The 25,743-nt window shown below is 69.1% G+C and carries 17 protein-coding genes, 1 tRNA gene and 1 pseudogene; 10 read left to right on the forward strand and 9 right to left on the reverse strand.

Going from position 1 to position 25,743, the window contains the following annotated elements:
* Positions 1–9 precede the first annotated feature (9 nt).
* Together BLV94_RS12365 and BLV94_RS12370 are read left to right on the forward strand one after the other, a co-directional pair.
* The gene (locus BLV94_RS12365) at positions 10–771 is read left to right on the forward strand and encodes an MBL fold metallo-hydrolase (protein ID WP_072937682.1); all 762 of its coding nucleotides are present in this window, start codon (positions 10–12) and stop codon (positions 769–771) included.
* 80 nt (positions 772–851) lie between these two features.
* On the forward strand, positions 852–2,537 hold the full coding sequence (locus tag BLV94_RS12370) for an acyl-CoA synthetase (RefSeq protein WP_072937681.1): 1,686 nt from the start codon (positions 852–854) through the stop codon (positions 2,535–2,537).
* Positions 2,538–2,591: 54 nt separating this feature from the next.
* Here the strand turns inward: BLV94_RS12370 and BLV94_RS12375 are convergent.
* Positions 2,592–2,668, reverse strand: a tRNA-Met gene (locus BLV94_RS12375).
* A gap of 440 nt (positions 2,669–3,108) precedes the next feature.
* On the opposite strand from BLV94_RS12375, the pseudogene BLV94_RS12380 reads away from it, so the two are divergent.
* Together BLV94_RS12380 and BLV94_RS12385 are read left to right on the forward strand one after the other, a co-directional pair.
* Positions 3,109–3,438 (forward strand): annotated as a pseudogene (locus tag BLV94_RS12380) (transglycosylase family protein); the annotation flags it as partial.
* A gap of 481 nt (positions 3,439–3,919) precedes the next feature.
* Positions 3,920–4,474, forward strand: a complete 555-nt coding sequence (locus tag BLV94_RS12385; RefSeq protein ID WP_072937679.1) for a transglycosylase family protein — start codon at positions 3,920–3,922, stop codon at positions 4,472–4,474.
* Between the two features lie 78 nt (positions 4,475–4,552).
* Here the strand turns inward: BLV94_RS12385 and BLV94_RS12390 are convergent, their stop codons facing one another.
* Complete coding sequence (locus BLV94_RS12390; protein WP_072937678.1) at positions 4,553–7,534, reverse strand: UPF0182 family protein; 2,982 nt, start codon at positions 7,532–7,534, stop codon at positions 4,553–4,555.
* Between the two features lie 155 nt (positions 7,535–7,689).
* Here BLV94_RS12390 and BLV94_RS12395 point away from each other — a divergent pair, with 155 nt between their 5' ends.
* Entirely contained in the window at positions 7,690–8,301 is a 612-nt protein-coding gene (locus BLV94_RS12395) for a PPA1309 family protein (protein ID WP_072937677.1), read from the forward strand.
* A 36-nt stretch (positions 8,302–8,337) separates the two neighbouring features.
* Here BLV94_RS12395 and BLV94_RS12400 read toward each other — a convergent pair whose 3' ends face one another.
* Positions 8,338–9,360: a YlbL family protein gene (locus BLV94_RS12400; RefSeq protein WP_072937792.1), complete on the reverse strand. Its 1,023-nt coding sequence runs from the start codon at positions 9,358–9,360 to the stop codon at positions 8,338–8,340.
* Between the two features lie 112 nt (positions 9,361–9,472).
* On the opposite strand from BLV94_RS12400, the gene BLV94_RS12405 reads away from it, so the two are divergent.
* From BLV94_RS12405 to BLV94_RS12415, 3 genes are all read left to right on the forward strand, one after another.
* A complete protein-coding gene (locus tag BLV94_RS12405; protein ID WP_072937676.1) occupies positions 9,473–10,900 on the forward strand; it encodes a zinc-dependent metalloprotease in 1,428 nt (475 codons plus the stop codon).
* Positions 10,901–11,019: 119 nt separating this feature from the next.
* Positions 11,020–11,910, forward strand: coding sequence for a hypothetical protein (locus tag BLV94_RS12410; RefSeq protein ID WP_095860828.1), 891 nt, complete (start codon positions 11,020–11,022; stop codon positions 11,908–11,910).
* Entirely contained in the window at positions 11,910–13,247 is a 1,338-nt protein-coding gene (locus BLV94_RS12415) for an ABC1 kinase family protein (RefSeq protein ID WP_072937674.1), read from the forward strand. The genes BLV94_RS12410 and BLV94_RS12415 overlap by 1 nt, the downstream gene beginning before the upstream one ends.
* A 41-nt stretch (positions 13,248–13,288) precedes the next feature.
* Here the strand turns inward: BLV94_RS12415 and BLV94_RS12420 are convergent, their stop codons facing one another.
* Entirely contained in the window at positions 13,289–13,630 is a 342-nt protein-coding gene (locus BLV94_RS12420; protein WP_072937673.1) for a WhiB family transcriptional regulator, read from the reverse strand.
* A gap of 451 nt (positions 13,631–14,081) precedes the next feature.
* Positions 14,082–16,220, reverse strand: a complete 2,139-nt coding sequence (locus BLV94_RS12430; RefSeq protein WP_083395561.1) for an ATP-dependent DNA helicase UvrD2 — start codon at positions 16,218–16,220, stop codon at positions 14,082–14,084.
* An 80-nt stretch (positions 16,221–16,300) separates the two neighbouring features.
* Here BLV94_RS12430 and BLV94_RS12435 point away from each other — a divergent pair, with 80 nt between their 5' ends.
* Positions 16,301–16,555, forward strand: coding sequence for a mycoredoxin (locus tag BLV94_RS12435; protein ID WP_015890142.1), 255 nt, complete (start codon positions 16,301–16,303; stop codon positions 16,553–16,555).
* On the opposite strand, the gene nudC is transcribed toward BLV94_RS12435, so the two are convergent.
* Positions 16,552–17,463 carry an NAD(+) diphosphatase gene (gene nudC, locus BLV94_RS12440; RefSeq protein ID WP_072937671.1) on the reverse strand — a complete coding sequence of 304 codons (912 nt, stop codon included), beginning with the start codon at positions 17,461–17,463 and terminating at the stop codon, positions 16,552–16,554. The genes BLV94_RS12435 and nudC overlap by 4 nt on opposite strands.
* Before the next feature lie 20 nt (positions 17,464–17,483).
* Positions 17,484–18,551, reverse strand: coding sequence for a potassium channel family protein (locus BLV94_RS12445; RefSeq protein WP_072937670.1), 1,068 nt, complete (start codon positions 18,549–18,551; stop codon positions 17,484–17,486).
* Positions 18,552–18,672: 121 nt separating this feature from the next.
* Here BLV94_RS12445 and BLV94_RS12450 point away from each other — a divergent pair, with 121 nt between their 5' ends.
* On the forward strand, positions 18,673–19,071 hold the full coding sequence (locus BLV94_RS12450) for a DoxX family protein (protein ID WP_072937669.1): 399 nt from the start codon (positions 18,673–18,675) through the stop codon (positions 19,069–19,071).
* On the opposite strand, the gene BLV94_RS12455 is transcribed toward BLV94_RS12450, so the two are convergent.
* On the reverse strand, positions 19,049–22,411 hold the full coding sequence (locus tag BLV94_RS12455) for an ATP-dependent helicase (protein WP_072937668.1): 3,363 nt from the start codon (positions 22,409–22,411) through the stop codon (positions 19,049–19,051). The two genes, BLV94_RS12450 and BLV94_RS12455, sit on opposite strands and share 23 nt — an antisense overlap.
* A complete protein-coding gene (locus BLV94_RS12460) occupies positions 22,408–25,704 on the reverse strand; it encodes an ATP-dependent helicase (RefSeq protein ID WP_072937790.1) in 3,297 nt (1,098 codons plus the stop codon). Before BLV94_RS12460 ends, BLV94_RS12455 begins: the two co-directional genes overlap by 4 nt.
* Between the last annotated feature and the right edge of the window lie 39 nt (positions 25,705–25,743).

The following is a 25,743-nucleotide window of genomic DNA, read 5'->3' on the forward strand; positions in this document are numbered from 1 at the left end:
GGGACCGCCATGACCGAGAACGCAAGGGTGCTCATCCGGTGGCGGGGGCATGCGACGGTCGAGATCACGGACAGCGGGACGACGATCCTGACGGACCCGGTGCTGACGGCACGGGTGGCGCACCTGCGGCGTCGCCGCGGCCCAGACCCGATGGCCGACCCGGTGCGGCCGGACGCCGTGTTGCTGTCCCATCTGCACGCCGACCACACCCACCTGCCCTCGCTCGCCCTGATCGGGAACGACATTCCGATCGTCGTTCCCCGCGGCGCGGTGGACGCGTTTGCGGGACTGCGGGTGTTCGGCGACCGGCTGATCGAGATGTCGCCCGGGCAGGACGTGCGACTCGGTTCGGTGACGGTGCGCGCGGTGCCGGCCGTGCACGACGGCAGACGGTGGCGCCGTGGCCCACAGCGGGCGCAGGCGCTGGGGTACGTCGTCGACGGCGCGGCGTCCACGTATTTCGCCGGTGACACCGCCCTCGATCCCGCGATGGCGGAGTGGGTTCCGCGCTGCGACGTCGCGCTGCTGCCGGTCGGAGGGTGGGGGCCGAATCTCGGACCGGGACACATGGATCCGGAATCGGCCGCCGCCGCGGCGAGGTCCGTGGCCGCCGTGGTGTCGATCCCGATCCACTTCGGCACGCTGTGGCCGATCGGAATGGACGCGGTCCGGCCTCGCCGGTTCCACGGCCCCGGTCGCGAGTTCGTCCGTCGCGCGGACGCGGACGGCCTGAGGGCAGTCGAACTGGACCCGGGCGAGGCATTCCGGTGAGTTTCGGTTACGACCGGCACCGGTGCCGCTGTCCTCTACCCTGACTGGTGACACGGTCCCGCCTATCCGAAGGGTTCGACATGTCAGTGCAGCACGTTCTCACCAAGCTGACGGACGCCGTGGGAGCTGTGCGGGTGATGAACCGCGCAGGCCTCGTTCCGTTTCCCCGCGTCGACCAGGGTGTCCGATCGATTCTGGCGGTGCGGAAGTACGGCCCGTTCGCAGGACCCGTCCACGCGAACGCCGAGGCGGGCCTGGATGCGGTGGCCATCATCGACGAGCGCGGCGCCCTCACCTACGCCGACATCGAGGAACAGTCCAACGCCCTGGTGCGTGCGTGGCAGACCGACGGCATCACTGCGGGCTCCGTCATGGGATGCATGTGCCGCAATCATCGTGGCCTGGTGCTCACGATGCTCGCCGCCGCCAAGAACGGCACCAAGCTGGTGCTGATGAACACCGGTTTCGCCCGGCCGCAACTCGTCGACGTCGCCGCCCGCGAGCAGGTGCAGGCGTTCGTGTACGACGACGAATTCCACCAGGTCGCCGAGGCCCTCCCGGACGAGGTGATCGTCTATCGTTCGTGGGCGGAGGAAAATTCGACGTCCCGGGTCCGCACGCTCGACGACGCGATGGAGGGCCGAGACCGCGCTTCGCTGCCCGCACCGTCCGCGCTCGGTGGATTCGTCCTCCTCACCAGTGGCACCACCGGCACACCGAAGGGCGCTCCCCGCGGACACACGTCGCCGCTCGCGTCGGCACAGTTCCTCGACCGGGTTCCGCTGCGGCGCGGCCAGACGATGATGATGGCGGCCCCCGCCTTCCACGGGACGGGAGTCTCCCAGTTCGCACTCGCGCTGGCGCTGGGCCAGACCGTGGTGATGCATCGGAAGTTCGATCCGGAGAACACGATTCGCCTGGTCGAGAAGCACCGGTGCGACACGCTGGTCGTCGTTCCCACCATGCTGCAGCGCATCATCGATCTCGGACCGGAGACCTTGGCGAAGTACGACACGTCGAGCCTGAAGATCATCTTCGCGGCCGGGTCCGCGCTCTCCCCCGACCTCTGCAAGCGCACCACCGCCGCGTTCGGCACGGTGCTCCACAACCTGTACGGCTCCACCGAGGTCGCCGTCGCCACCGTCGCGACACCCGCCGACCTCGAACTGGCGCCGGGTACCGCGGGACGGGCACCCGTCACGTGCCACGTGGAGCTGTACGACGAGTCGGGTCGACGGATCACCGAACCCGAGACCGTCGGACGCATCTTCGTCGCCAGCGGTCTCAGCTTCTCCGGATACACCGACGGTCGCGACAAGGAGCGCATCAACGGCCTGCTGTCGACCGGCGACGTCGGGCACTTCGACCGCAACGGCCTGCTCTTCGTGGACGGCCGCGACGACGACATGATCGTCTCCGGCGGCGAGAACGTCTACCCGCTCGAGGTCGAGAACCTGCTCGCGGACCGCGAGGACGTGCTCGAGGCCGCCGTGATCGGTGTCGAGGACTCCGAGTTCGGCCATCGACTCAGGGCTTTCGTCGTGCCCGCCCCCGGGTCCGCGAAGGACGCCGAGGAAATGAAGACTCACGTCAAGTCGAACCTGGCGCGGTACAAGGTGCCCCGCGAGATCATCTTCATCGAGGAACTACCCCGCAACGCGACGGGCAAGTTGCTGCGCCGCGTCCTGATCGAGATGGACGTCACGGACGACATGATCCACCGGCCTGCGCCCCACCCGGCGCTCCGTCGCCGGCCACGGAACTGAATACGGAAACAAAAAAGAACCGGTGCCCTGGATTCCAGGACACCGGTTCTTCGGTGGTAGCGGGGACAGGATTTGAACCTGCGACCTCTGGGTTATGAGCCCAGCGAGCTACCGAGCTGCTCCACCCCGCGCTGCATGAACAAAGTTACACGAGCGAACGAACGGATTGCAAATCGCCCGGAAAGAGGCCGACTAGCAACCTTTCAGCACCACCCGAGTCACATCCGTTACCTAAAAGTTATGACCTGCGTCACACTTTTGGGAAAATCTGTAACGTTTTCGGAATCCGCAACTAGTGGGTCGACCTGCGAAAACACCGTGCATTCATCCCAGTATTTGGACGCCCGTCACAGAAAATCGGCCCGTGACCATTCCGTGATCGCCGCGTACGTTCGTTGCCAGCCCGAAACCAACGGGCAACGCCGACCCGCCGCAGCTCGACCTGCCCCAGCGGGATCCGGAATCCCGACACCTCGAGGGGCAGGACGAGGACAGATCGACCAGCGGGTCGGCACACCAGCCGTCATCCACACGACCACCTCGTCGGCAGGCGCGGAGAGGAATCAACCACATGTTCAATTCCAGCATCGTCAAGCGGACCATGGGCGCAGTCGCACTCACCGGAGCAGTCATCGGAGTGCCGCTCGGCCTGAGCACCGGCACCGCTTCGGCCGCTTCCGGAGACTGGGACGCTGTCGCAGCATGCGAGAGCAGCGGCAACTGGGGCGCCGACACCGGAAACGGCTTCTCGGGCGGCCTGCAGTTCACCGACAGCACCTGGGCCGCGAACGGCGGCTCCGGCTCGCCTTCGAACGCCTCGCGCGAGGAGCAGATTCGCGTTGCCGAGAACGTCCTGGCGACCCAGGGACCCGGCGCCTGGCCGGTCTGCGGACAGTACCTCTGATCCGCACCCCACACTTGCCCGAGCGCCCTGCGCGCAGCACGACTGCGCGCAGGGCGCTCGGGCATTGCACGGCATCGTGCCTACACCACCGAGATCCGTTTCCCCGCCATTTACGCGTGAGCCGCTGCACAAATTAGTAGTGATCCCCGCCACATAACAACGGTATAACGAATCGACTCCGAAACGATATCAAGCGCTTCTGAACTGCGGAAACAGGGAAAATTCGCCCTCGACGCCGGACACCTGTTCACCATTTTCGCCAGGTGAACTGCGGGCGAAGCTCCCGTACGGTCGCTCTCGGCCCGAAACAACCGGGCGAAAGCCGGCCCGCCGCTGCTAGCTCTGCCCCGCGGGTTCGGAATCCCCGAAACCTTCGAGGGGCAGGGACGCGGCACAGAATCGCAGCCCGGCGCGACGACGCGAACGTCGTCGCCCGCAGGCCGGCCACGCCAGCAAGCGCGGAGAGGATTGACCCCGCATGACCAATCACAGCATCAGCAAGCGTGCCCTCGGATGGATCGCCGTCACCGGAGCCGTCGTCGCCGTTCCGCTCGGCCTGAGCACCGGCACCGCCTCCGCCGCCTCCCACAACTGGGACGGCGTCGCAGCGTGCGAGAGCGGCGGCAACTGGGGAATCAACACCGGAAACGGCTACTACGGCGGCCTGCAGTTCTCGCAGAGCACCTGGGAGGCCAACGGCGGCAGCGGCTCGGCGTCGAACGCCAGCAAGGCCGAGCAGGTCCGTGTCGCCGAGAATGTTCTCGCGACGCAGGGCCAGGGTGCCTGGCCGGTGTGCGGTCAGTACCTGACCACCGGTGGCGGCGCCGTCGCCGAGGCCCCCGCGCCCGCTCCGGCGCCCACCCCTGCGCCCGCCCCCGCGGCACCGGCACAGGTCCAGGCGCCCGCTCCGGTCCAGCCCGCCGCGCAGCAGGCACTGGACGCCGCGCGTCAGGTCGCCGAGCAGAACGGCTACGGACAGCAGTTCCAGCAGCTGGTGAACGCCAACCCGCAGCTGGTCGACGCACTGCGCTGATCTTCCGCTCGTATACGACGAGGCCCTGTCATCCGGTTCGGATGACAGGGCCTCGTTCGCTCTCCCGGTGAAACGCCTCTACTTCGGGATCGCCTCGTACGCGGCGACCGCCTTCTGCACCCGGGCGAGGGCCGCACCGTACGCCGCGAAGTCACCGCTGCGCTGCGCCGACGTCAACGCGTCGAGCGACGCATCCAGCTCCGCCACAGCCGCCGAGACGTCCGTGCCGGACGGCGGAGTCGCCGGTGCGGTGGGCGCTGCCGGGGCCGCACCCTGGGCGACGGGCGGCGTCGTGCCGGTCTCCGGAGGTGTCCCCTCCTCGGCGCTGGGCGCCGTGGCCACCGAGCCCGTTCCCGCACCGAACACCTGGTCGAGCGCCTGTGCCAGAGTCGGGGCGTACCCGACGCGCACACTGTTACTCGGCGGCGGCTCGCGGTAGCTCACCAGCACTCGGGACAGCTGCGGGAACGTCGACGTGTTCGGGCCCGTCGAACTTCGCTCCGTGTACATCGGTTCGACGTACAAGATGCCGCCGTTCGCGATCGGCAGTGTCAGCAGGTTGCCGTACTGAATCTTGTTCGATCTCTCGAGCAGCGTTCTCTCCGACGCCACCCGCGGATCGGAGATCATCGAGTTCTGCGTCTGCTGCGGACCCTGGGTCTGGGTGTCCGTCGGCAATTGGAGCACCGTGAACTTGCCGTAGTTCTCCGGGTCCGATTTCACCGACAGATAGGCGGACAGGAACTCGCGGCTGTAACCCACCATCGCACTGGTCAGGTTGAACGACGGTTTCCCGGTCTCGGGATCACCGACCAGCACGTAGTACGGCGGCTGGTTCGCGCTCGTGTCGATCGTGGGATCGCTCGGCACCGACCAGAACGCGTTGTTGGTGAAGAACTCCTTCGGATCGTCCACGTGGTACTTGGCGAGCATCTCGCGCTGCACCTTGAACAGGTCCTCGGGATAACGGAAGTGCGCGCGCAGTTCGTCCGGAATCGAGTCCGCAGGCTGAACCGCGTCGGGGAACACACCCATCCACGCGTCGAGCACGGGATCGTTCTGGTCCACCTGGTAGAGCTTCACGGTGCCGTCGTACGCGTCGACGGTGGCCTTCACCGAGTTGCGGATGTAGGACACCTCCTTGCGGGGCAGCAGGCGGCCGGTGTTCTGGTCGATGCTGTCCTCCACCAGTCCGTCGAGCGAACTGCGCTGAGCGTACGGGTAGTCCTGCAGCGTGGTGTAGGCGTCCACGATCCACACGACCTTGCCGTCGACGACGGCCGGGTAGGAGTCGCCGTCCGCGGTCAGCCACGGTGCGACGTGCGTGACCCGGTCCCGGGGGTCCCGGTTGTAGATGATCTTCGAATCAGAACCGATGGCACCGGAGAACAATATGTTGCGTTCGGTGTACTTCGCCGCGAACGCCAGCCGGTTGAACCAGTTGCCGATCGGCACACCACCCGAACCGGTGTACGTGTAGCGCGAGGTGTCGGTGTCGTACTCCCGCGGATCCGAACCCTGGGAACCACCGACGATCGCGTAGTCGGCATCGGTGTCGGCGATGACCTCGCCGTAGTAGATGCGCGGCTGCTCGACCGGGATGACCTGATTGCCCGCGGCCTGTGAGGCGATGTCGCTCACCATGTAGACGGGGTAACCGCTGTTGCTGTTGGCGGCTTCCTCCGCGGACTCGCCTGCGGCGGCGTTCACCCGGTTCGCGGGGGCCGCGACCAGTCCGTTGCCGTGCGTGTAGACGGTGTGCTTGTTGATCCAGTCCGTCTGGTTGCCCGTCAGGCTCTTCGACGACAACTCGCGGGCCGCGACGATGTAGTCACGCATCTCCCCGTCGATGTCGTACCGGTCGATGTCGAGCGTCGGCGGGAAACCGTAGAAGTTCTTCAGCTGCTGCTGCTGGGTGAACGTCCGCGACAGGATGTTCGGGTCGAGCAGTCGCGTGTTCGCGATCGTCGTCACGTCGGCGGGCACGTCGCGCGGCGGCGTCGTCCCGTACCCCTGGTAGTCCTGGTACTCGACCTTGTCGTCGGTGATGCCGTACGCCTGCCGGGTGGCGGCGATGTTCCGCTCGATGTACGCGCTCTCCTTGTCGGCGGCGTTGGGGCGCACCGAGAACTGCTCCACCACGAGCGGCCACACCGCGCCGACCAGGATCGACGAGAGCACGAGAAGGGCTGTGGCCATTGCGGGAATCCGCAGATCGCGCAGGAAGATCGCCGCGAAGAACGCGCCCGCGCAGATGACCGCGATGGCCAGCAGGATCAGCTTCGCCTGCAGCACCGCGTTCATGTCGGTGTAGCTACCACCGGTGAACGTGGGCTCCTTGCGGCTGCTCGACAGCAGGGAATACCGGTCGAACCAGTACGCGACGGCCTTGAGGAGAATGAACGTTCCCGCCAGCACTGCCAACTGGACTCGCGCCGCATTGGTCAGCGCGCCGCCCCGGCCCGCGAGCTTGAGCCCACCGAAGATGTAGTGCGTCACCAGGCTCGCGAAGAACGCCAGCAGCACCGCCACGAACAGCCAATTGAGGACGAAACGGTAGAACGGCAGATCGAACGTGTAGAAGCCGACGTCGAGGCCGAATTCGGGATCGGCGACGCCGAACGCGCCGCCGTTGACGAACAACTGCACCGTCACCCAACTGGACTGGGCGATCAGGCCGGCGAGCAGTCCCACCGCGATCGGAATCGCGAGGCCGAACAGACGCAGCCGGGTCATCACCGTGGTGCGGTACCGCGCCACCGGATCGTTGGGACCCGACACCGGGACGAACACCGGCCGCGAACGGTACGCGAGCAGCAGTGCCAGCCAGACGATTCCGCCGACCACCACCCCCACCACGAGGAAGAGCAGCAGACGGGTGACGAGGACCGTGGTGAAGACACCACGGAATCCGACCTCACCGAACCACAACCAGTCCGTGTACGTGCTGATCAGCCGAGGACCCACCAGCAGCAGGGCCGCGACGACAAGCGCCAGCACCAGCAGCACTCGACTGCGTTTGGACAACGACGGTAAACCTGCGGGGGGCCGCATGCCCACGTGCCACACTCCAAGAACTCGGCGACGTTCTCACGCCGCGGTCAACTGCACCGTTCGGTCGTCCACACCCCGAACAGCGAGGGCGTGACCGTTTCGTCCCACTCTACGTAACAACCGAGAGTTGCCGCCGTCGGTCCTGTTCCGGGGGTGCGAAGATGGGTCCTGTGAGTGAAGAGAATGTGAACCGAGAGACGGACGCCCTCGCCCGCTGCGTGCGTGAGGTGGTCGAATTCGTCGATGCCGGAGGGTGGGATCAGCCGCCCCAGATGTTCGCACTCGTCCCGACCGAACTCCTCGCGGCCGCCGAACCGAGCCTGCTCGACCAACTCGCCGACGGTGCGGAATTGACCCCGGTGGAACAGGATCCGTTCCCCGGCGACATCGACGGCGGGTCACGCGCACTCGACGAATTCCTCGCCACCACCAGCTGGCCCGAGTCCGTGGTCGGGTGCGCCCTCGTCCAGGAGATCGTGGTCCTGCCTCCCGAGGCGGAATCCGATCTCGACGACGCGCTCGTCCCCCTCCTGTCCGACCGCGACGCCGCCGACGACGCCGCACGGGCCGCGGCCGAGTCGCATCCCGACCGCCGGGCCGCCCGGCTCATCGCCGCCGTGCTGCGCGACGGACCGTCGCTGTGCCTGATGCAGTTGCGCCCCGACGAGGACGCCGACCCGTACGCCGGAATCGAACTGCTCACCTACGAGGACCTGGCGCCGAATCTCGTCAGCGCGCTGTACGCCACCCTCGACGCGACCGAAGAGGACTGACCGCTCCGCAGTCGAGAAGGACCGACCGCGCCGCAGTCAGCAGTGCGGCGCGTCGGCTCCGGCGTTGACGGCCTCGAGCGCGTCAACGGCCCCGTCGAGGTTCTCGACCTTCACCAGCCGGAGCCCGTCGGGTGCCCCCTGGCGTGCCTCGTCGCAGTTCTTCGCCGGCACGAGGAATGTCTCGGCGCCCGCTTCGGACGCGGCGATCAACTTGTACTTGATGCCGCCGATGGGGCCGACGTCGCCGTCGGAGTCGATCGTGCCGGTGCCGGCGACGAACTTGCCGCCGTTGAGTTCGCCCGGGCTGAGTTTGTCGATCACGGCGAGCGTGAACATGAGTCCCGCCGAGGGGCCGCCCACGTCGGCGAGGTTGAAGTCGATCGTGAACGGGACGTCCGGGACCTCCTCCGGCGTGATCCCCAGGTAGCCCTTGGCCTCGTCGTCCGGGCGGGCACCGAGCACCACCCGCACCGTGGTCTCGGCGCCGTCACGCCGGATCACGATCGGCACCTCGGTGTTCGGGGCCACGTCGGCCACCGCCTCCTGCACGCCGCCGACAGTCGACACCGGCTTTCCGTCGACACTGACCAGCACGTCGCCTTCGCGCAGCAGCCCCTGGGAGGGGCCGTCCTCACCGACCTTGGCGATCCGCAGGTCCACCGGCTTGCCCAGGAAGTGGAGCGCCGCGAGTTCGGCGCTGTCCTCCGACTGCTGGAAGTCGGCGTCGTTCTCCTGCTTGACCTCGTCCTTCGACTTGTCCGGCGGGTACACCTCCTCGCGGGGCACGATGCCCTGGCGTCCACTCGCCCACAGTCCGAACGCTTCGAACACGTTGAGGTCGTCGCGGACGGCGACCGTCGTCATGTTGAGGTGGCCGGTGGTGTCGTCCACGTCCGTCCCCGCGATGGCGACGACCTGCTCACCACCCACTTCGCCGAGGGTGTTGAACGTGGGTCCCGGCCCGAGAGCCACGAACGGCACCGTGATCACGGTGCCGAGAATGCCGAGTACCACGATCGGGGCCAGCGCAGCCAGAAGCGTCACGATCCGTCGATTCACCTGGACCAGCGTAGAGCGCGAACCACCGGCACCGCTGTCGGCCGTCCGCGTGTTCGCCGTCAGCGTGACGCGGTCGGCAGCCACCGAACCATGCGCCTTGTACCGTTGAGTCATGAGCAATCCGCCCTTCGGCTTCTCCAAACCCGACGACGATCCCGATCGTGACAAGAACACGGGGGATCAGAACGGGCCCGACCGCGACAAGAACGCGGGCGGTTCCGGCGACTTCGGTTTCGGGGCGGGTGGTTTCCCCGCCGGGGGCTTCGACCCGGCCGCCCTCGGCCAGATGCTCACCCAGTTCGGCCAGATGCTGAGCGGGATGGGCACGTCGATGGGGTCCGGGGAGCAGACCGGCCCGGTCAACTACGAGGTCGCGAAGAAGCTCGCCCGCCAGCAGATGGGGTCCGTCGCTCCGATCACGCAGGGCAATTCCGAGGCGATCGCCGACGCCTCGCGGCTCGCCGAACTGTGGCTGGACGCCGCGACGACGCTGCCTGCGGGCGCGTCGAAGACCGTCGCGTGGACGCCCAACGACTGGCTCGACAACACCCTCGACACCTGGAAGCGGTTGTGCGACCCGGTGGCGGAGAAGGTGTCGGGCATGTGGGTGCAGGGGCTGCCCGAAGAGGCGCAGCAGATGGCAGGACCGATGCTCGGCATGATGAGCCAGATGGGTGGCCTCGCGTTCGGCTCCCAGCTCGGCCAGGCGCTGGGCCAGCTGTCGAAGGAGGTCCTCACCTCCACCGACATCGGTCTCCCCCTCGGTCCGGCGGGCACGGGCGCATTGCTTCCCGCAGCGGTGGAACGGTTCAGCAAGGGGCTCGAACAGCCCGACCGGGAGATCCTCGTCTTCCTCGCCGCACGTGAGGCCGCCTACCAGCGCCTGTACAGCCACGTCCCGTGGCTGCGTCAGCGTCTCCTCGCCACCGTCGAGGAGTACGCCCGCGGCATCACCATGGACTTCTCCGCCATCGAGGACATGGCGAAGGGGCTCGATCCGTCCGCGCTGACCGATCCGTCGCAGCTCGAGAACATCCTGCAGCAGGGTGCCTTCGAACCGCAGACCACACCCGAGCAGAAGCAGGCCCTCGAGCGACTCGAGACACTGCTCGCCCTCATCGAGGGCTGGGTCGAGGTCGTCGTCGCGTCGGCGTTGAACGACCGCCTCCCCGGCGTCGCGGCACTCAGCGAGACGCTCCGCCGCAGGCGCGCGACCGGCGGACCCGCCGAGCAGACGTTCGCGACACTCGTCGGACTCGAACTGCGTCCCCGCAAGGTCCGGGAGGCGGCGCAGCTGTGGACGCGCCTGACGTCCGAGTCGACCGTCGACGCCCGTGACGGCGTGTGGGCCCACCCCGACCTGCTGCCCGACTCGTCCGACCTCGACAGCCCGGACGCGTTCGTCGAACGGGTACTCGGGGGCGGCGACGGCGGCGACTTCGACAATCCGATGGCGCAGCTGGAGGCGACGGAGGCCCGCGAGCGGGCCGAGGAGGCCGAACGCGGCAAGTCCGGTAAGGACGACGAGCCGGAGTCCTGACCCCCTGATCGCACCAATGTGTCGGTAGCGGGAAGTCCGCAGGTCGGAGCACGTTTCGACCTGTGGACAACTCGCCTTTTCCGGGCCGGCGACCAGTCGTGGCCTGGAATCCTCGGTGCGTGACCATCTCGCACCCGCACCCCGTCGGTGTCACCCTCGATCCTCGGATCGCCGTGCTCGTCCGCCCCGACGGGCGGGTGCAGTTCGGCTGGGATCCCGAGCGCGCACTCGTCCTCTCCCCACCGCCCGGAGTCCGGACCGAGCAACTCCTCGCCGTCGTCCGACTGCTCGACGGCAAGAACACGCGGCCGCACATCCTGTGGACGGCCGTCGGATACGGCCTGGCGCCCACGGACGTGTCGAAGCTGCTCGGCGATCTGGACCGCGCCGGTCTGATCGACGTCGCGGGCACCTCCCCCGTCGCGGACACGATCACCATCCGCGTACACGGGCGCGGACCGCTGTCGGATGCGGTGTCCACCGGGCTCACCGACGGCGGCATCCGGGTCTCCCGCTCGTTCCGCTACTCCGCCGACGGCGATGTCCGGCGGTGGAACGCCCTGTGCGTCGTGCTCGCGGACGACCTGGTGGCGGACCCTCGCCTCGCTGCGGATCTGGTCCAGAACGGGATACCGCACCTGCAGGTCCGGCTGCGGGACGGTCGCGGTGTGGTCGGTCCGCTCGTGCTGCCGGGCCACACGAGTTGCCTGCGGTGCGCCGATCTCCTCCGTGCCGCGTACGACGAGGACTGGCCGCACCTGTCCGCTCAGCTCCTGGGGACGGTCGGGCATGCGAGTCCCGCCGTGATCATGGCCACGGCCGCAGTCGCCCTCGGCCAACTCGAGGCCGTGCTGTCCGCCCCGCGCGGCGCGCCGCCCAGCAGTCTCGACGCCACGCTCGAGATCGATCTGGGGGCGCACCGCCTGGTGACGCGGCGCTGGCCGAGGCAGGCGAGTTGCAGCTGCACGTATCTGGCGCCCGCCGTGGGCGAATCGAACCGGCATCGGTGATGATGCATGATGGTGGGGTGCCCGACATCCCCCGCAGGAGTTCTGCCCGCACCGCGAAACTCGCGAGCATCCCGTTGGGGATCGCGGGGCGTGCCGCGATGGGGTTCGGCCGGAAGCTGACCGGCGGCGACAGGGACGAGATCGACGCCCAGCTGAGCGCGAAGGCCGCCGAGCAATTATTCGCCGTCCTCGGCGAACTCAAGGGCGGCGCCATGAAACTGGGCCAGGCGCTCAGCGTCATGGAGGCGGCAATCCCCGAGGAGTTCGCGGAACCCTACCGTGAATCGCTGAACAAGCTGCAGGCGCAGGCACCTCCGCTGCCCGCGAAGGCGGTCCACCGGATGCTCGACCAGCAACTGGGCACCAAGTGGCGGGAGCGGTTCCAGTCGTTCGACGACACCCCGACCGCGTCGGCCAGCATCGGCCAGGTGCATCGCGCCGTGTGGGCCGACGGCCGCGACGTGGCCGTCAAGGTTCAGTACCCCGGCGCCGACGAAGCGCTGCGCGCCGACCTGAAGACACTGGGACGGTTCGCGGGTCTGTTCGCTTCGGTCATGCCCGGGGTCGACGTGCGGCCGGTCATCGACGAATTCACCGCCCGCACCGAAGAAGAACTCGACTACCGGATCGAGGCGAACAATCAGCGCCGCTTCGCGAAGGTGTTCGACGGGGACCCGCAGTTCGCGATTCCGCACGTCGTCGCCAGCGCCCCCAAGGTGGTGGTCACCGAATGGATGTCGGCGAAACCGCTGTCGGCCATCATCGCCGACGGCACCCCCGAGGAACGCAACACTGCCGGCGCACTGCTCGCGGAGTTCCACTTCGCCTCCCCCACCCGCGTCGGCCTGCTTCACTGCGACCCGCATCCGGGTAACTTCATGCTGCACAGCGACGGCCGCCTGGGGGTCATCGATTTCGGTGCCGCGGCACCGTTTCCGCACGGTCTCCCACCGGTGCTCGGGGCGATGGTCCGGCTGGCAGTCCACGAGCAGTTCGACGAACTGACGGAGTTGCTGCACGCCAACGGATTCGTCCTGCCGGGCAGGACGGTGACCGACAAGGAGATCGCCGACTACCTGCGTCCCGTCACCGATCCGATCCGCACCGAATCGTTCCACTTCACCCGCGCCTGGCTGCAGAAGGCGGCGGGTTCCGCGACCGACTTCAACAGTGCGCAGTTCCGGACCGCCCGGGCACTGAATCTGCCCGCCGAGTATCTGATGATCTTCCGGGTTCTCGTCGGCTCGGTGGGGATCTGCGCCCAACTGGACGCGTACGCGCCGTACATGGCGATCCTCACCCGGTGGCTCCCCGGGTTCGTGGCCCCCGACCTGTGAGTACTTGTTAACCGCGGGCGGTTAACAAGTACTCACAGGTGCTACGCACACACCAGAGCCGGCGTCTTGCGGGGACGTCCACGGGGACGCTTGCGGGCGATCACGACACCCTGGTCGAAGATCTCCCCACCCCACACGCCCCACGGCTCACCTCGATCGAGAGCGGCGTCGAGGCAGCGGGAGCGGATCGGGCAGGACGCGCACAGCGCCTTCGCCTGCTCCAGCTCGGTGGGAGAGTCCGCAAACCACAGGTCGGGGTCGTCGACCCGGCACGGCAGGTCACCACGTGCGGTAGCGATCTGAACAAATCCGCTTGTGGCGGTTGAGGTTTCGGATACCCCTCGGCATGTCACGGTAGACACGTCGTTCTCCTCTGCTCTCATTGCGACGGTTATTCTCTTCGGTTCGTTGAAATGGATGCGAACCAGAGCCGAGGCTGCGAGCGGGAAAGGTGCTCGAACTACGAAGGCCACGGTCCGCGATGCGGGTCCGTGGCCTTGAAAAGACGGTGGGAGTTGATCTATCGAGGAATTCCTCGACAACTCCGATACACGGACTCGACTGCTGTTGCGGGACGACGACGGGCTGCCGACCAGACGATCGCCGGTGCCTGTTCCGCCGCGTTCATGCCGAACAACGCGGAGGCAGCAGCGACTGCCGTCTCATGTGCTTGGAACTTCGTCATTTCACTGCCACCTCCATTTCTTCTCGATCCGATGTGAACCACACGGGTCTCCCCGCGCACTGAAACCACAGTAGGCAATTCTCCAGAACCGCACAACCTATTTTTGACCTGCAGTGATGCGTGCTACTTCACCCTCGTGCGGGAGTCGTTCAGCGAGTACCGCTTCCCTTGATCACACCGAGGACGTCTTCGCCGAACTGCTCGAGCTTCTTCGCACCGATCCCGGGGATCGCGACGAGTCCGCGATCGTCCTGCGGGCGCTGCTCGGCGAGAGCCGTCAACGTGTTGTCGCTGAACACCACGTACGCCGGGACCTTCAGCTCCCTCGACTTCTCGAGCCGCCACGACCGCAGCGATTCGAGCAGTTCCACGTCGACGTTCGACGGGCACCCCTCGCAGCGACCGAGCATGGTCGCGGTCGTCCCGATCAGCTGTTTTCCGCACAGCCGGCACCGGGGACGCTTCTTGTTGCTCTTGACGGGCGCCGCGATCCGCGAGGCCGGTGAGTCTTCGGGGATGAGCCCGTGCAGGAACCGCGAACGGCGCCGCGACTTGCGGCCGCCCTCGTTCCGGGACAGCGCCCACGACATCTGCAGGTGCTCACGGGCGCGGGTGACGCCGACGTACAGCAACCGGCGTTCCTCCTCGACGGCCGCGTCGTCGGGTGCCGAGTTGGAGTCGCCGAGCACGTGCTGGATGGGCAGTGTTCCGTCGGTGAGGCCGACGAGGAACACGGCGTCCCATTCGAGACCCTTCGCGGCGTGCAGGGACGCGAGGGTCACACCCTGCACGACGGGTGGGTGCCGCGCCTCCGCCCGCAGACTCAGCTCGCGCAACAGTGCGTCGAGGGTCAACTCCGGATCCTGGGTCAGCTGTTCCTCGGTGAGCGCGACGAGCGCCGACAGGGAGGCCCAGCGCTCGCGGGCCTGCGCACCCGCCGGTTCGGCGTCCGTCAGCCCCAGCGGAACGAGGACGGCGCGGACGAGCGTGACGAGGTCGGCGCCGACCGCGTCGGGCAGGTCGTCGCGGCCCGCGGCCTGGCGCAGCGCCGCAACGGCCTGACGCACCTCGGTGCGGGTGAAGAAACCCTCACCGCCACGCACCTGGTACGGGATGTCGAGTTTCGTCAGCGCCTGCTCGTGCACCTCGGACTGGGCGTTGATCCGGTACAGGACCGCGATCTCCGCCGCCGGGGTGCCGGACGCGATGAGCCGCTTGATCGTGCGGGCCACCCCGGCGGCCTCGGCCGGTTCGTCGTCGAACTCGACGAAACTCGGTTCCGGCCCGGAGTCGCGCTGCCCGATCAGTTGCAGACGGGTGCCCGCGATCCGGCCGCGCGCCGCTCCGATCACCCGGTTCGCCATCGACACGACCTCGGGGGTCGAGCGATAGTCGCGCTCGAGGCGCACGACGGTGGCCTCGGGGAACCGGCGCGAGAAGTCGAGCAGGTAGTTCGGGGTGGCGCCGGTGAACGAGTAGATGGTCTGGTTGGCGTCGCCGACGACGGTGAGGTCGTCCCGCTCGCCGAGCCAGGCGTCGAGGACACGCTGCTGCAGCGGGGTGACGTCCTGGTATTCGTCGACGACGAAGCAGCGGTAGCGGTCGCGGAACTCCTCCGCGACGGCCGAATGCTCTTCGAGTGCCGCCGCCGTGTGGAGCAGGAGGTCGTCGAAATCGAGGAGCATCCCGTCCTGGCCGCGCGCCTTGAGCTGTTCGTAGCCGTGATACACCTCGGCGACCTTGGCGGCGTCGACCGGCGCCTCCCGGCGCAACTTCGCCACCGCCCGCGGGTAGTCCTCCGGCGCGATCAGCGAGGCCTTGGCCCACTCGATCTCACTCGCCAGGTCGCGGATGCTCTCCGTGCTGGTGGACAGGCCGACCCGTCCGGCGGCGGACGACACGACCGCGAACTTGCGGTCCAGCAGCCGCCATTCCGTGTCGCCGACCACCTGCGGCCAGAAGTACCGCAGCTGCCGCAGCGCGGCCGCGTGGAACGTACGTGCCTGGACCTGCGCTCCCCCGTCGCCGATGCCCAGGCTGCGCAGCCGCCCGCGCATCTCGCCTGCCGCGCGCGCCGTGAACGTCACCGCCAGCACCTGCCCCGCGGCGACGTGCCCACTGGCGACGAGGTGCGCGATCCGCCGGGTGATGGTCCGGGTCTTGCCTGTTCCGGCACCGGCCAGCACACACACCGGCCCCCGGGGAGCGAGGACCGCTGCGGACTGTTCGGGATCGAGACCGGTAGTCGTCACCTCTGCTGCGCCGGCTGCTGACATGGCGTCCATCATGACAGGGGCGACCGACACGGCGCGAAGCGGACGAACACCGCAGTGGGAACACACGGCGGGCTCGTGGTGTTATATCCGCCGTGACTGCTACCGACACCCCGGCCCTGACCATCTACTCCACCACCTGGTGCGGCTACTGCCGGCGCCTGAAGACGCAGCTGGACGAATCCGGCATCGGCTACGTGGAGATCGACATCGAGGACGATCCGGCGTCGGCGGAGTTCGTCGGCAGCGTCAACGGTGGCAACCACGTCGTGCCCACCGTCAAGTTCGCCGACGGCAGCACCGCCACCAACCCGTCGTTGGCGCAGGTCAAGCAGCTTCTCGGCGTCTAGGACTCCGTCGCTGCCGCAGCCCAGGACTCGATGATTCCACGCGCGATGGATATCGAGCCCGGCAGCAGCAGCGTGGCGTCGGTGTCCGACGCCCAGTCGCCGAGTTCGAGTGCCGTGCGCACCTCGTCCCGGGTGAACCACCGGGCCTCGGCGATCTCGCCGTCCGCGAACGTCAGCGGGGCGTCGGGATCGCCGACGGCCGCGAACCCGATCATCACCGAACGGGGGAACGGCCACGGCTGGCTGCCGAGGTAGCGCACGTCACGGACGTCGACGCCCACCTCTTCCTTGATCTCGCGGACGACGCACGTCTCGAGGGATTCTCCGGCCTCGACGAATCCGGCCAGGATCGAGAACCGCCGCGGCGGCCACGTGGGCTGCCGGGCCAGGAGCACACGGTCTCCGCCGTCGTGCACGAGGCAGATGACCGCCGGATCGGTGCGGGGAAATTCCTCGTGACCGGTGCTCGTCGAGATCCGCGACCATCCCGACATCGTCGGTTCCGACGCCGCGCCGTCGAGCGCGCTGAAGCCGGCACTGTCGTGCCAGTTGAGCATCGCGAGGGCGCCGGTGAGCACACCGGCGTCGGCGTCGTCCAGCGTGCCGCCCAGAATCCGGAGATCGGCCAGCTCGCCGGTCAGCGCCTGCACCCGCACCGCCCACACGTGCCGGTCCTTGCGAATGCCGAGGAACACCGCCCCCGGTTTCGGTTCGGGGCCGAGTTCGGTGGCCTCCGCGAACACCAGACCGTCGTCCCCCACCCGCACCTGTCCGCGGTGATTGACGCGCAGCAGCAGCGCATCCCGCCAGCCCGCACGCAGCGCGTCCGTGTCCGAACGCAATTCCTCGGCCCGCCCGACGGCGGAGCGGGACAGGAGCGGGGTGTCGTTGAGCCGGAATACAGTCACGCCGTCGACACTACTGCCGATCAGTTGGCGACCCGACGGATGTACAGCAGTCGGTCGTTCTCCTCGATCGAATCGACCTCCGGCGAGCCGACCCGGATCAAGCGGCCGTCCCGCACCACACCGAGCACGATGTCCGCGAGGTGGCGTGGAGAGCCGCCGATCTCGTCCCGCTCCACGGGACGTTCCGCGATCGCGAAACCCGCCTCCGGAGTCAGGAGGTCCTCCATCATCTCGACGACGCTCGGCGTCTTCGTGGCGATGCCGAGGAGCCGGCCCGCGGTCTCGGAGGACACGACCACCGAGTCGGCGCCGGACTGGCGGAGCAGATGCGTGTTCTCGGATTCGCGGATCGCGGCGACGATCTTCGCCTTCGGTGCGATCTCGCGCGCCGTCAGCGTCACCAGCACCGCGGTGTCGTCGCGGTTGGCGGCGACGATGATCGCCGACGCGTTCTGCGCGCCCGCCAACCTCAGCACGTCCGATTTGGTGGCGGACCCGTGGACCGTGACGAGGCCCTTGCTGGCCGCCGAGTCGAGCACGGCGTGGTCGGTATCGACCACCACGATCTCCGACGGCGGAACGTCGTCGCCGAGCATCGCGTCGATCGCGGTGCGTCCCTTGGTTCCGTAGCCGATCACCACGGTGTGATTGCGCACGTGCTGCCTCCAACGCTGAATTTTGAACGCCTGCCGGGAGCTCGCCGTGAGCGCGGAGAGAGTAGTACCGACCAGGACGATGAGGAAGAAGATTCGAAGGGGCGTGATCAGGAGGACGTTGACGAGCCTCGCCGACGGTGTGAACGGCGTGATGTCGCCGTATCCCGTCGTCGACAACGACACCGTCGCGTAGTAGATGCAGTCGAGCAACGACAGTTCGTTGTCCTGCACGTCGCGATAGCCCGCCCGGTCGATGTAGACGATGAGCACCGCCAACGCCAACGCCGCCAGGGCGATCCCCACCCGGCGGTAAATCGCCCGCGCCGGACTCGTCTGCAACTCCGGAATCCGCAGCACACCCACCAACGCGAAGTCCGGCCGGTCGGTGAGGGTGTCCGACCTGCTCAATCTCTCACGCAGCCTACCGGCCATATGTTCGTCTCCACGTTGCACTGAACTCCGACATCGGCTGGCAGCCTAACCCCGATTGTCCCACCGGACACACGTCGGAGCCTCGTTGTCGCGAACCGGGTGGTTCGGGCAAGCTGGCGTCATGCAACGAGAGAGCGTCACACCACGACCGAGCCAGAAGCCCGCACTCCGTCTCGCCGCGCTGCTGCTGGGCGCGGGCACGATGCACTTCGCCGCCCCGAAGTTCTTCGATTCCACGGTGCCCACACAGTTGCCGGGCGACGCCCGCACCTACACCTACGTGTCCGGGGTCGCCGAGCTCGCGATCGGCACCGCGCTGGCCGTGCCGCGCACGCGCAGGCTCGGTGGCGGTCTCGCCGCACTGCTGTTCGTCGCCGTCTTCCCTGCCAACATCAACATGGCAGTGGACTGGCTGAAGAGCCCGAAGACGACGACCGTGCAGAAAACCGGTGCGCTGCTGCGTCTTCCGCTGCAGATCCCGTTGATCACCGAGGCCCTCAAAGCTCGGCGTCACGCCTGAGCTCGTCTTCGGGACCTCCGTCGGCGGGATCCGATTCGCCGGCGCCGACGGTACTGAGGAGTCGGGCGAGCGCGTCGGCGCCGGGGAGGCGGTCCGGCGCGATCGTCCGTCCGGTCCGCACGTAATGGAATGCGGCGCGCACCCGCTCGATCGGAACGTCCATCAGTTCGGCCCACGCCAGCCGGTACGCGGCGAGCTGCATCACGACGGCCTTCTCGTTGGCCGCGCTCGGTTCGGCGCCGGTCTTCCAGTCGATCACCGTCCACCCGCCGTCGGGGTCGGTGAACACCGCGTCGATCCGGCCCCTCAGCACGGTCCCCGCCACCGAGGTCTCGAACGGCACCTCGACCTCCGTCGGGTTGCGGTCGGCCCACGGCGAGCGCAGGAACGCGTCCTGCAACGTCGCGAGATCGGCGTCCGGGCCCGCACCCGTGTCGGCGGCACCGGGCAGCTCGTCGAGATCGAGCAGCCGGGTGGCTCCGAAACGGCGCTCCACCCATGCGTGGAACGCGGTGCCGCGCCGCGCGAGCGGATTCGGCGGGAACGGCAGCGGCCGCCGCAGCCGGGCGGCCAGGGCGTCCGGGTCGGCCTCGAGTTCGACGAGCTGGCTCACCGACAGCTGGCCGGGTAACACCACCTCGGTCCGAGCGTTCGCACGCGCTTCCCGCTCCGCGAGGAGGGCGTCGACGTCGGCTGCCCAGTTCTCGTGGTCGTCCTCCTCGTCCGCCGGCGCCTGCTTGCCGACGTTCTTCAGTGCCGCGACGACCAGCGCCGCACCACGCTCGACCGCCTCCCGGCGGAGACCGAGCGGATCCCGCGGCCACACAGCCGACTTGGGGGTGCTGGTCAGCGGGTTCTGCTCCTCAGGTTCGGGCGTGGGCGCCCAGAGATCGACGATCCCGATACCCTCGTACTCCTCGTCCGTCACCGTGTCGCGCAGTTCGGTGAGGAACTCCGACGGCCCCTTCGGCTCGGTTCCCGATTCTGCCCAGTGGTGACCCGAAGCGAACAGCACCCGTTCGGTGCGGGTGAGGGCGACGTAGAACAGCCGGCGGTCCTCGTCCAGTCTGCGGGCCGCCAGCGCCGACTTGTGCGCCTTCACGGCCTCCTCGAGGTCTTTCCGGTCGTACAGGTTCTCGAGTTCGAGGACGGGTACACCGTCTGCCGACTCACCCGGCCGCTCCCGGTCTCCGCGCAGCGACGGCGGCAGTTCGCCGAGCGCACCGAGCCAGGACCCGGACGCGGTCCGCGACGGAAAGACACCGGCCGTGAGGTGCGGCACCGCCACCACTTCCCACTCCAGCCCCTTCGCGGAGTGCACGGTCAGCACCTGGACGCGGTGCGGGTCCACTTCGACTTCGCCGGGCGCCAGGCCTTTTTCGACCGATTCCGCGGCGGACAGGAAGGCGAGCAGTCCGGTGACGGTGGCCGACGTGCGGTTCGCGTAACCGGCGACGACGTCGGCGAAGGCGTCGAGATGTTCCCGGCCCGCACTCCCCCGCGCCGACTGCCGCGTCCGGGCCTGCGCTTCGATGCCGATCCCCAGCACCCGTTCGACCTCCGCCACCAGTTCGGTGAGCGGCTGCCCGATCCGCTCGCGCAGGGACGCCAACTCCGCCGCCACCGCGGTGATCCGTGCGTAGCCGACCTGCGAATAGCGTTCTGCGGGGCCGGGATCCGCCAGCGCGTCCGCCAGCCCCGCCTGCTCCGCGTGTTCACCGGGCAGCGCCTCGCCGACGGCGTCGGCGAGGGCGGCCGAATCCGTGACGGCGCCGGTGGTTCCGTAGCCCGTTCCGATGGCCAGTTCGGACGCTCGCCGCGACAGCGCCGTCAGGTCGGCGGCCCCGATCTGCCATCTCGCGCCGGTCAGCATCCGGACGGCGGCACTGCCCGCCATCGGGTCGGCGACGACCCGGAGCATCGCGATGACGTCGGCCACCTCGGGCGTGTGGAGCAGACCGCCGAGACCGACCACCTCGACCGGCAGACCCCGCGACCGCAGCACCTCCGCGACCGGTGCCGCGTCGGCGTTGCGGCGGATCAGCACCGCGGCGGTCGGCGGATCCTCGCCCCGGTTCGCGGCGTCCGCGTACTGTTCGGCGATGCGGTCGGCCACCCATTCCCGTTCCTGCACGACGTCACCGGTGAGGGCCAGCCGCACGTCCCCGGGTACGGCCTGCGGTCGCGCCCGCAGCATGCTGACCGCCACGCCCCGCTCCCGCAGGGACGCCGACGCCATGTTGGCCAGCGCCAGGGCCTCCGGCGGGTTGCGCCAGCTGGTGAGCAGTTCCAGCGTCGGCGCCGGATCCCCGTTCGTCAGCGGGAAATCCGTGGCGAAGCGGGGCAGGTTGGCCGCCGACGCACCGCGCCAGCCGTAGATCGACTGCATGGGATCGCCCACCGCGGTCAGCGCAAGTTCGCCGTCGAGTCCGCCGCCGAACAGCGACGACAGCAGCACCCGCTGCGCGTGTCCCGTGTCCTGGTACTCGTCGAGCAGCACCACCCGGAAACGGGTGCGCTCGGTGAGGCCGACCTCGGGGTGGTCCGCGGCGACGCGTGCCGCCAGCGACATCTGACTGCCGAAGTCGAGCGCGCCTTCCCGTCGCAGGGTGTCCGCGAGCCGCTGCACCAGCGGCAAGAGTTCCACCCGGCGGTGCTGGGTGTCGAGGATGTCGAGCAGTTCCTTACCGGGACCACCGCGCTGCCGCGGTCCGGCGGGCAGGGTGTGGACGAGCTTGTCGAGTTCGGTGTGCGCCTCCCGCAGGTCGTCCGGTTCGACGAGGTGCTCGGCGAGCTGCCCGGCCAGCGCGAGGACCGCCTCGGTGACGGACGCCGGATTTCTATCGGTGTCGAGGTCGCCGTCCCACGAGCTGACCACCCGGTGCGCCAGCTGCCACAGTTCCGTCTCCGACAGCAGCGTCGCCGACGGTTCGATGGGCAACAGGAGCCCGTGCTCGGACAGCAGTCGCCCGGCGTAGGAGTGATACGTGCTGACCTCCGGTTCGCCGGCGAGGATGCGCGACCGGAGGTCACCGCTCGGGTCGACCCGGCGGAGCAGGTCCGAACCCGCCAGACGGGCAAGGCGTTTCCTGATCCGGGCGGTCAGCTGCTGCGCCGCCTTGCGGGTGAACGTCAGACCCAGCACCGCCTCGGGGTCGACGACCCCGTTGGCCACCAGCCACACGACGCGGGCGGCCATCGTCTCGGTCTTGCCCGCGCCTGCCCCCGCGACGACGAGGGTCGGGCCGAGGGGGGCCGCGATGACGGCGGCCTGTTCCGGGGTCGGCGGATGCTGCCCCAGTCCGATCGCGAGTTCCACCGGGTCGATTCGGATGGTCATTCCGACGTCACCTGCCGTCCCTCGTCGTGCGCGGGACAACTCGTCCGCACCGGGCAGTGCCTGCATCCGTCGTTGACGCGGGCGAGGAACTCCGGCCCCTTGGTGGCGGCCGCCGCCGCATGGATGACCGCGAGCCACGTCTCGAGGTCCTCCTCCGACAGCGGTGCCTGCACCCGCTGCGTCGCGCCTTCCTTCTTGTGTGGTTTGGCGACGAAGACCAGCCGCGCCCCACCGGGTTTCGACGCCGGCTCCCCGTCGATCGCACCGGTGGCCGCCGCCACCTGGTACGCCGCCAGCTGGGCGTGCTGCTGGGCGTCGTCCTTGGTGACGGGTGAGCGGGCGGTCTTCACGTCGACGATCACGGGCCTGCCCTCGGCGTCGCGTTCGAGCCGGTCGATCCGCCCCCGCAGCCGGATTTGCGGGGAACCCTCCTCCCGCGGCTCGAGGACGCCGTCGACGGCCACCTCGACTCCGACCTCGGTGAGTTCGGACCGGGTGTTCCCGAGCCAGGCGGTGAACGTGGCGAGCATGTCCCGGGTGCGGTCGAGTTCGCGCCGCGAGTACCACTGGGAGCCGAGATCGATCGACTCCCAGGCGTTCTCGAGCGCACGTTCCACCTGATCGGGTGGGATGCGGCCTGCGAGCGCCTGCACCAGCGTGTGCACGAGCGTTCCGGCGATGGCGTGGGTGTTGTCGCCGTCCCGGCCGCCGTGGCGTTCGAGCAGCCACCGCAACGGGCAGGTGTTGAGCAGGTCGACGGTGGACGGCGACAGCGACACCGGTCCGTCCTCCGCGTTCCACAACGCCACGCCGGTGCTCGGTTCGGCCGTGCCGTACCACTGGTCCGGGTGGGCGCCGCGCACCCCGGCTTCGGCGAGCCGGGCGAGTTGGCGAGCGGCGCGTTCCTGGCGGGCGGGGTCGGATTCGGCGACGTCCGGATCGCAGACCACGCTGCGCAATTCGGCGACGAGGGCGGGCAGGGCCAGGACCCGGGTCGCCGGATCCTCCGCAGGAACCACCACCTCTTCGGCGTCCGAATCCTGTTCTCCGGCGAGCAGTTCGTCGACGAAACGGGAGTGGACGAGATCGGCGTCGCCGCTGGCCGAGTCGACCGCGGTGACCAGCAGACTCCGCCTCGCCCGGCTGCACGCCACCAGGAACAGCCTGCGTTCCTCGGCCAGCAGCGGTGCGGTGCGCGACATCCGGTCGGCGGCGGTCTCGCTGCCGTCGGACACGCCGCCCGTGAGGTCGATCAGCGCCTCGGTGCCGAGCAGGCTTCCGCGCGCCCGCAGGCTCGGCCACAGCCCTTCCTGCACACCCGCGACCGCGACGACGTCCCACTCCCGGCCGGCCGCCGAGTGGGCGCTGAGCACCGACACGGCGTCGCCCGGAACGACGGAGACGGTGCGCGCGGTGGGAATCGCCTGCCCGGTCAGGTAGTCGACGAACCCGGCGAGCTGCGCGCGAGGGAGACGGTCGACGTAACTCGCCGCGGCGTCGAACAGGGCGACCACGGCGTCGAGGTCGCGGTCGGCCTGCGCCCCGATCGGACCGCCGCGGGCGGAGGCCGCCGACCAGCGACGTTCGAGTCCGGTGGCCTGCCACGCCGCCCACAGCACGTCCTCGATGCCGCGCCCCCGCTCGAGCGGAACCCTCGCCTTGCGCAGCACGGACAGCACCCGGTTCAGGGACGCCGCTTCGACGTCGGTCAGCTTCGCCGTGACCCTGCGGGTGCTGCCCGTCTCGCCGACCAGCAGGAGACGGAGCAGTTCCGCGGAGTCACGGTCGCCGCCGGAGGCCAGCTCGGCGCGCCGCAGACCCCGGCGAAGACGCCGGAGCGCCACGGGTTCCGCGCCGCCGACCGGGCCTGCGAGCAGGGCGAGCGCGTCCTCGCCCGTGAATTCCTGCCCCGACAGTGCCCGCAGCACCAGCATCAGCCCCGACACCCCGTGCTGACGAGCCAGCGGCAACTCGGACGCCGCGGTGGTGACCGGCACACCCGCACCGAGCAGCGCCCGCCGGAGCGGAGCCAGCGCCCGCGGAACCGAGCGCACGATCACCGCCATCTCCGACCACGGCACCCCGTCGAGGAGGTGGGCGCGGCGCAGGGTGTCGGCGATCAGCGCCGCCTCCTTCGCCGCGGTGCCCAGGACCCGGACCGACGTCCTGCCGCCGTCCTGAGACGGGGTCCAGATCCGGTGGGGCAGATGCCCCGGCAGGCGGGACGTGATCCGGGCCGCAGTGGTCGCGACCTCCGCCGAACTGCGGAAGTTGACCGGTAACAGCACCTGCCGGGGATCGCCCTTGTCGGCCAGGTCGGCGAGGAACGTGGGGTCGGCCCCGCGGAACCCGTAGATCGACTGGTCGGGGTCGCCGGCCACGACCGTGGTGCGGGTACCGGTGCCGACGAGCCGGACCAGTTCCGCGGCCTGCGGATCGAGGTGCTGGGCGTCGTCGACGAGCAGGTGCCGCACCCGGTCCCGTTCCGCGCGCAGCAGGTCCGGGTCGGTGGCGAACGCGGTGAGGGCCGCACCGATGAGTTCGGCCGCGTCCAGCGCCGGCGCCGTGGCCTCGGGGGCCTCGACACCCACCGCTCCGCGCAGCAGCATGCCGTGCTCGTACCGGGCGGCGAACATGCCCGCCGCCACCCACTCGGAGCGGTCGTGCCGCCGGCCCAGCGTGATCAGATCTTCCGGGCCGAGGCCCCGCTCGCTCGCGCGCAACATGAGGTCGCGCAGTTCGACGGCGAAGCCGCCCAGCGCCAGTGCGGGACGCAGCCGTTCGGGCCACATCTCGCCGCCGTCCGCGATGTCGCCCTGCAGCATCTCGCGGAGCACGGCGTCCTGCTCGGCGCCGGTGATGAGGCGCGGCGGCGGATTGCCGTGGGCGGCGGCCTGCAACCGCAGCACCGCGAACGCGTAGGAGTGGACGGTGCGGACGAGCGGTTCGCGCGTGGCCCGGGGCCCGTGGTGCTCGTCGTGGCCGATGAGGGCGGCGGTCACCTCTTCGCGCACCCGGCCCGCCGCTCGCTTCGACTGCGTCAGGACGAGCACCGACTCCGGGTCCTCGCCGCCGGCGATCCGGTCCACCGCGACGTCGACGAGTAGCGACGTCTTGCCGGTTCCCGGGCCGCCGAGCACCTGCCAGGGATTCCAGCCCATGCCGAGGGGCGGTGCGGTGAGGACCCGCTGCGTGGAGTCGTCCCACACCCGGGCCGGGCGGTCGGGGCTCGGGCGGTGCACGAGCCGGGCCCGGGGAGCCGACGTCCTGGTGCGCACCGCCGATTCCGTCATGGGCAGCATTCCACCAGAACGGTCCGACATCTCCTGCGG

Source organism: Rhodococcus koreensis, assembly GCF_900105905.1.
Taxonomy (GTDB): Bacteria; Actinomycetota; Actinomycetes; order Mycobacteriales; family Mycobacteriaceae; genus Rhodococcus_F; species Rhodococcus_F koreensis.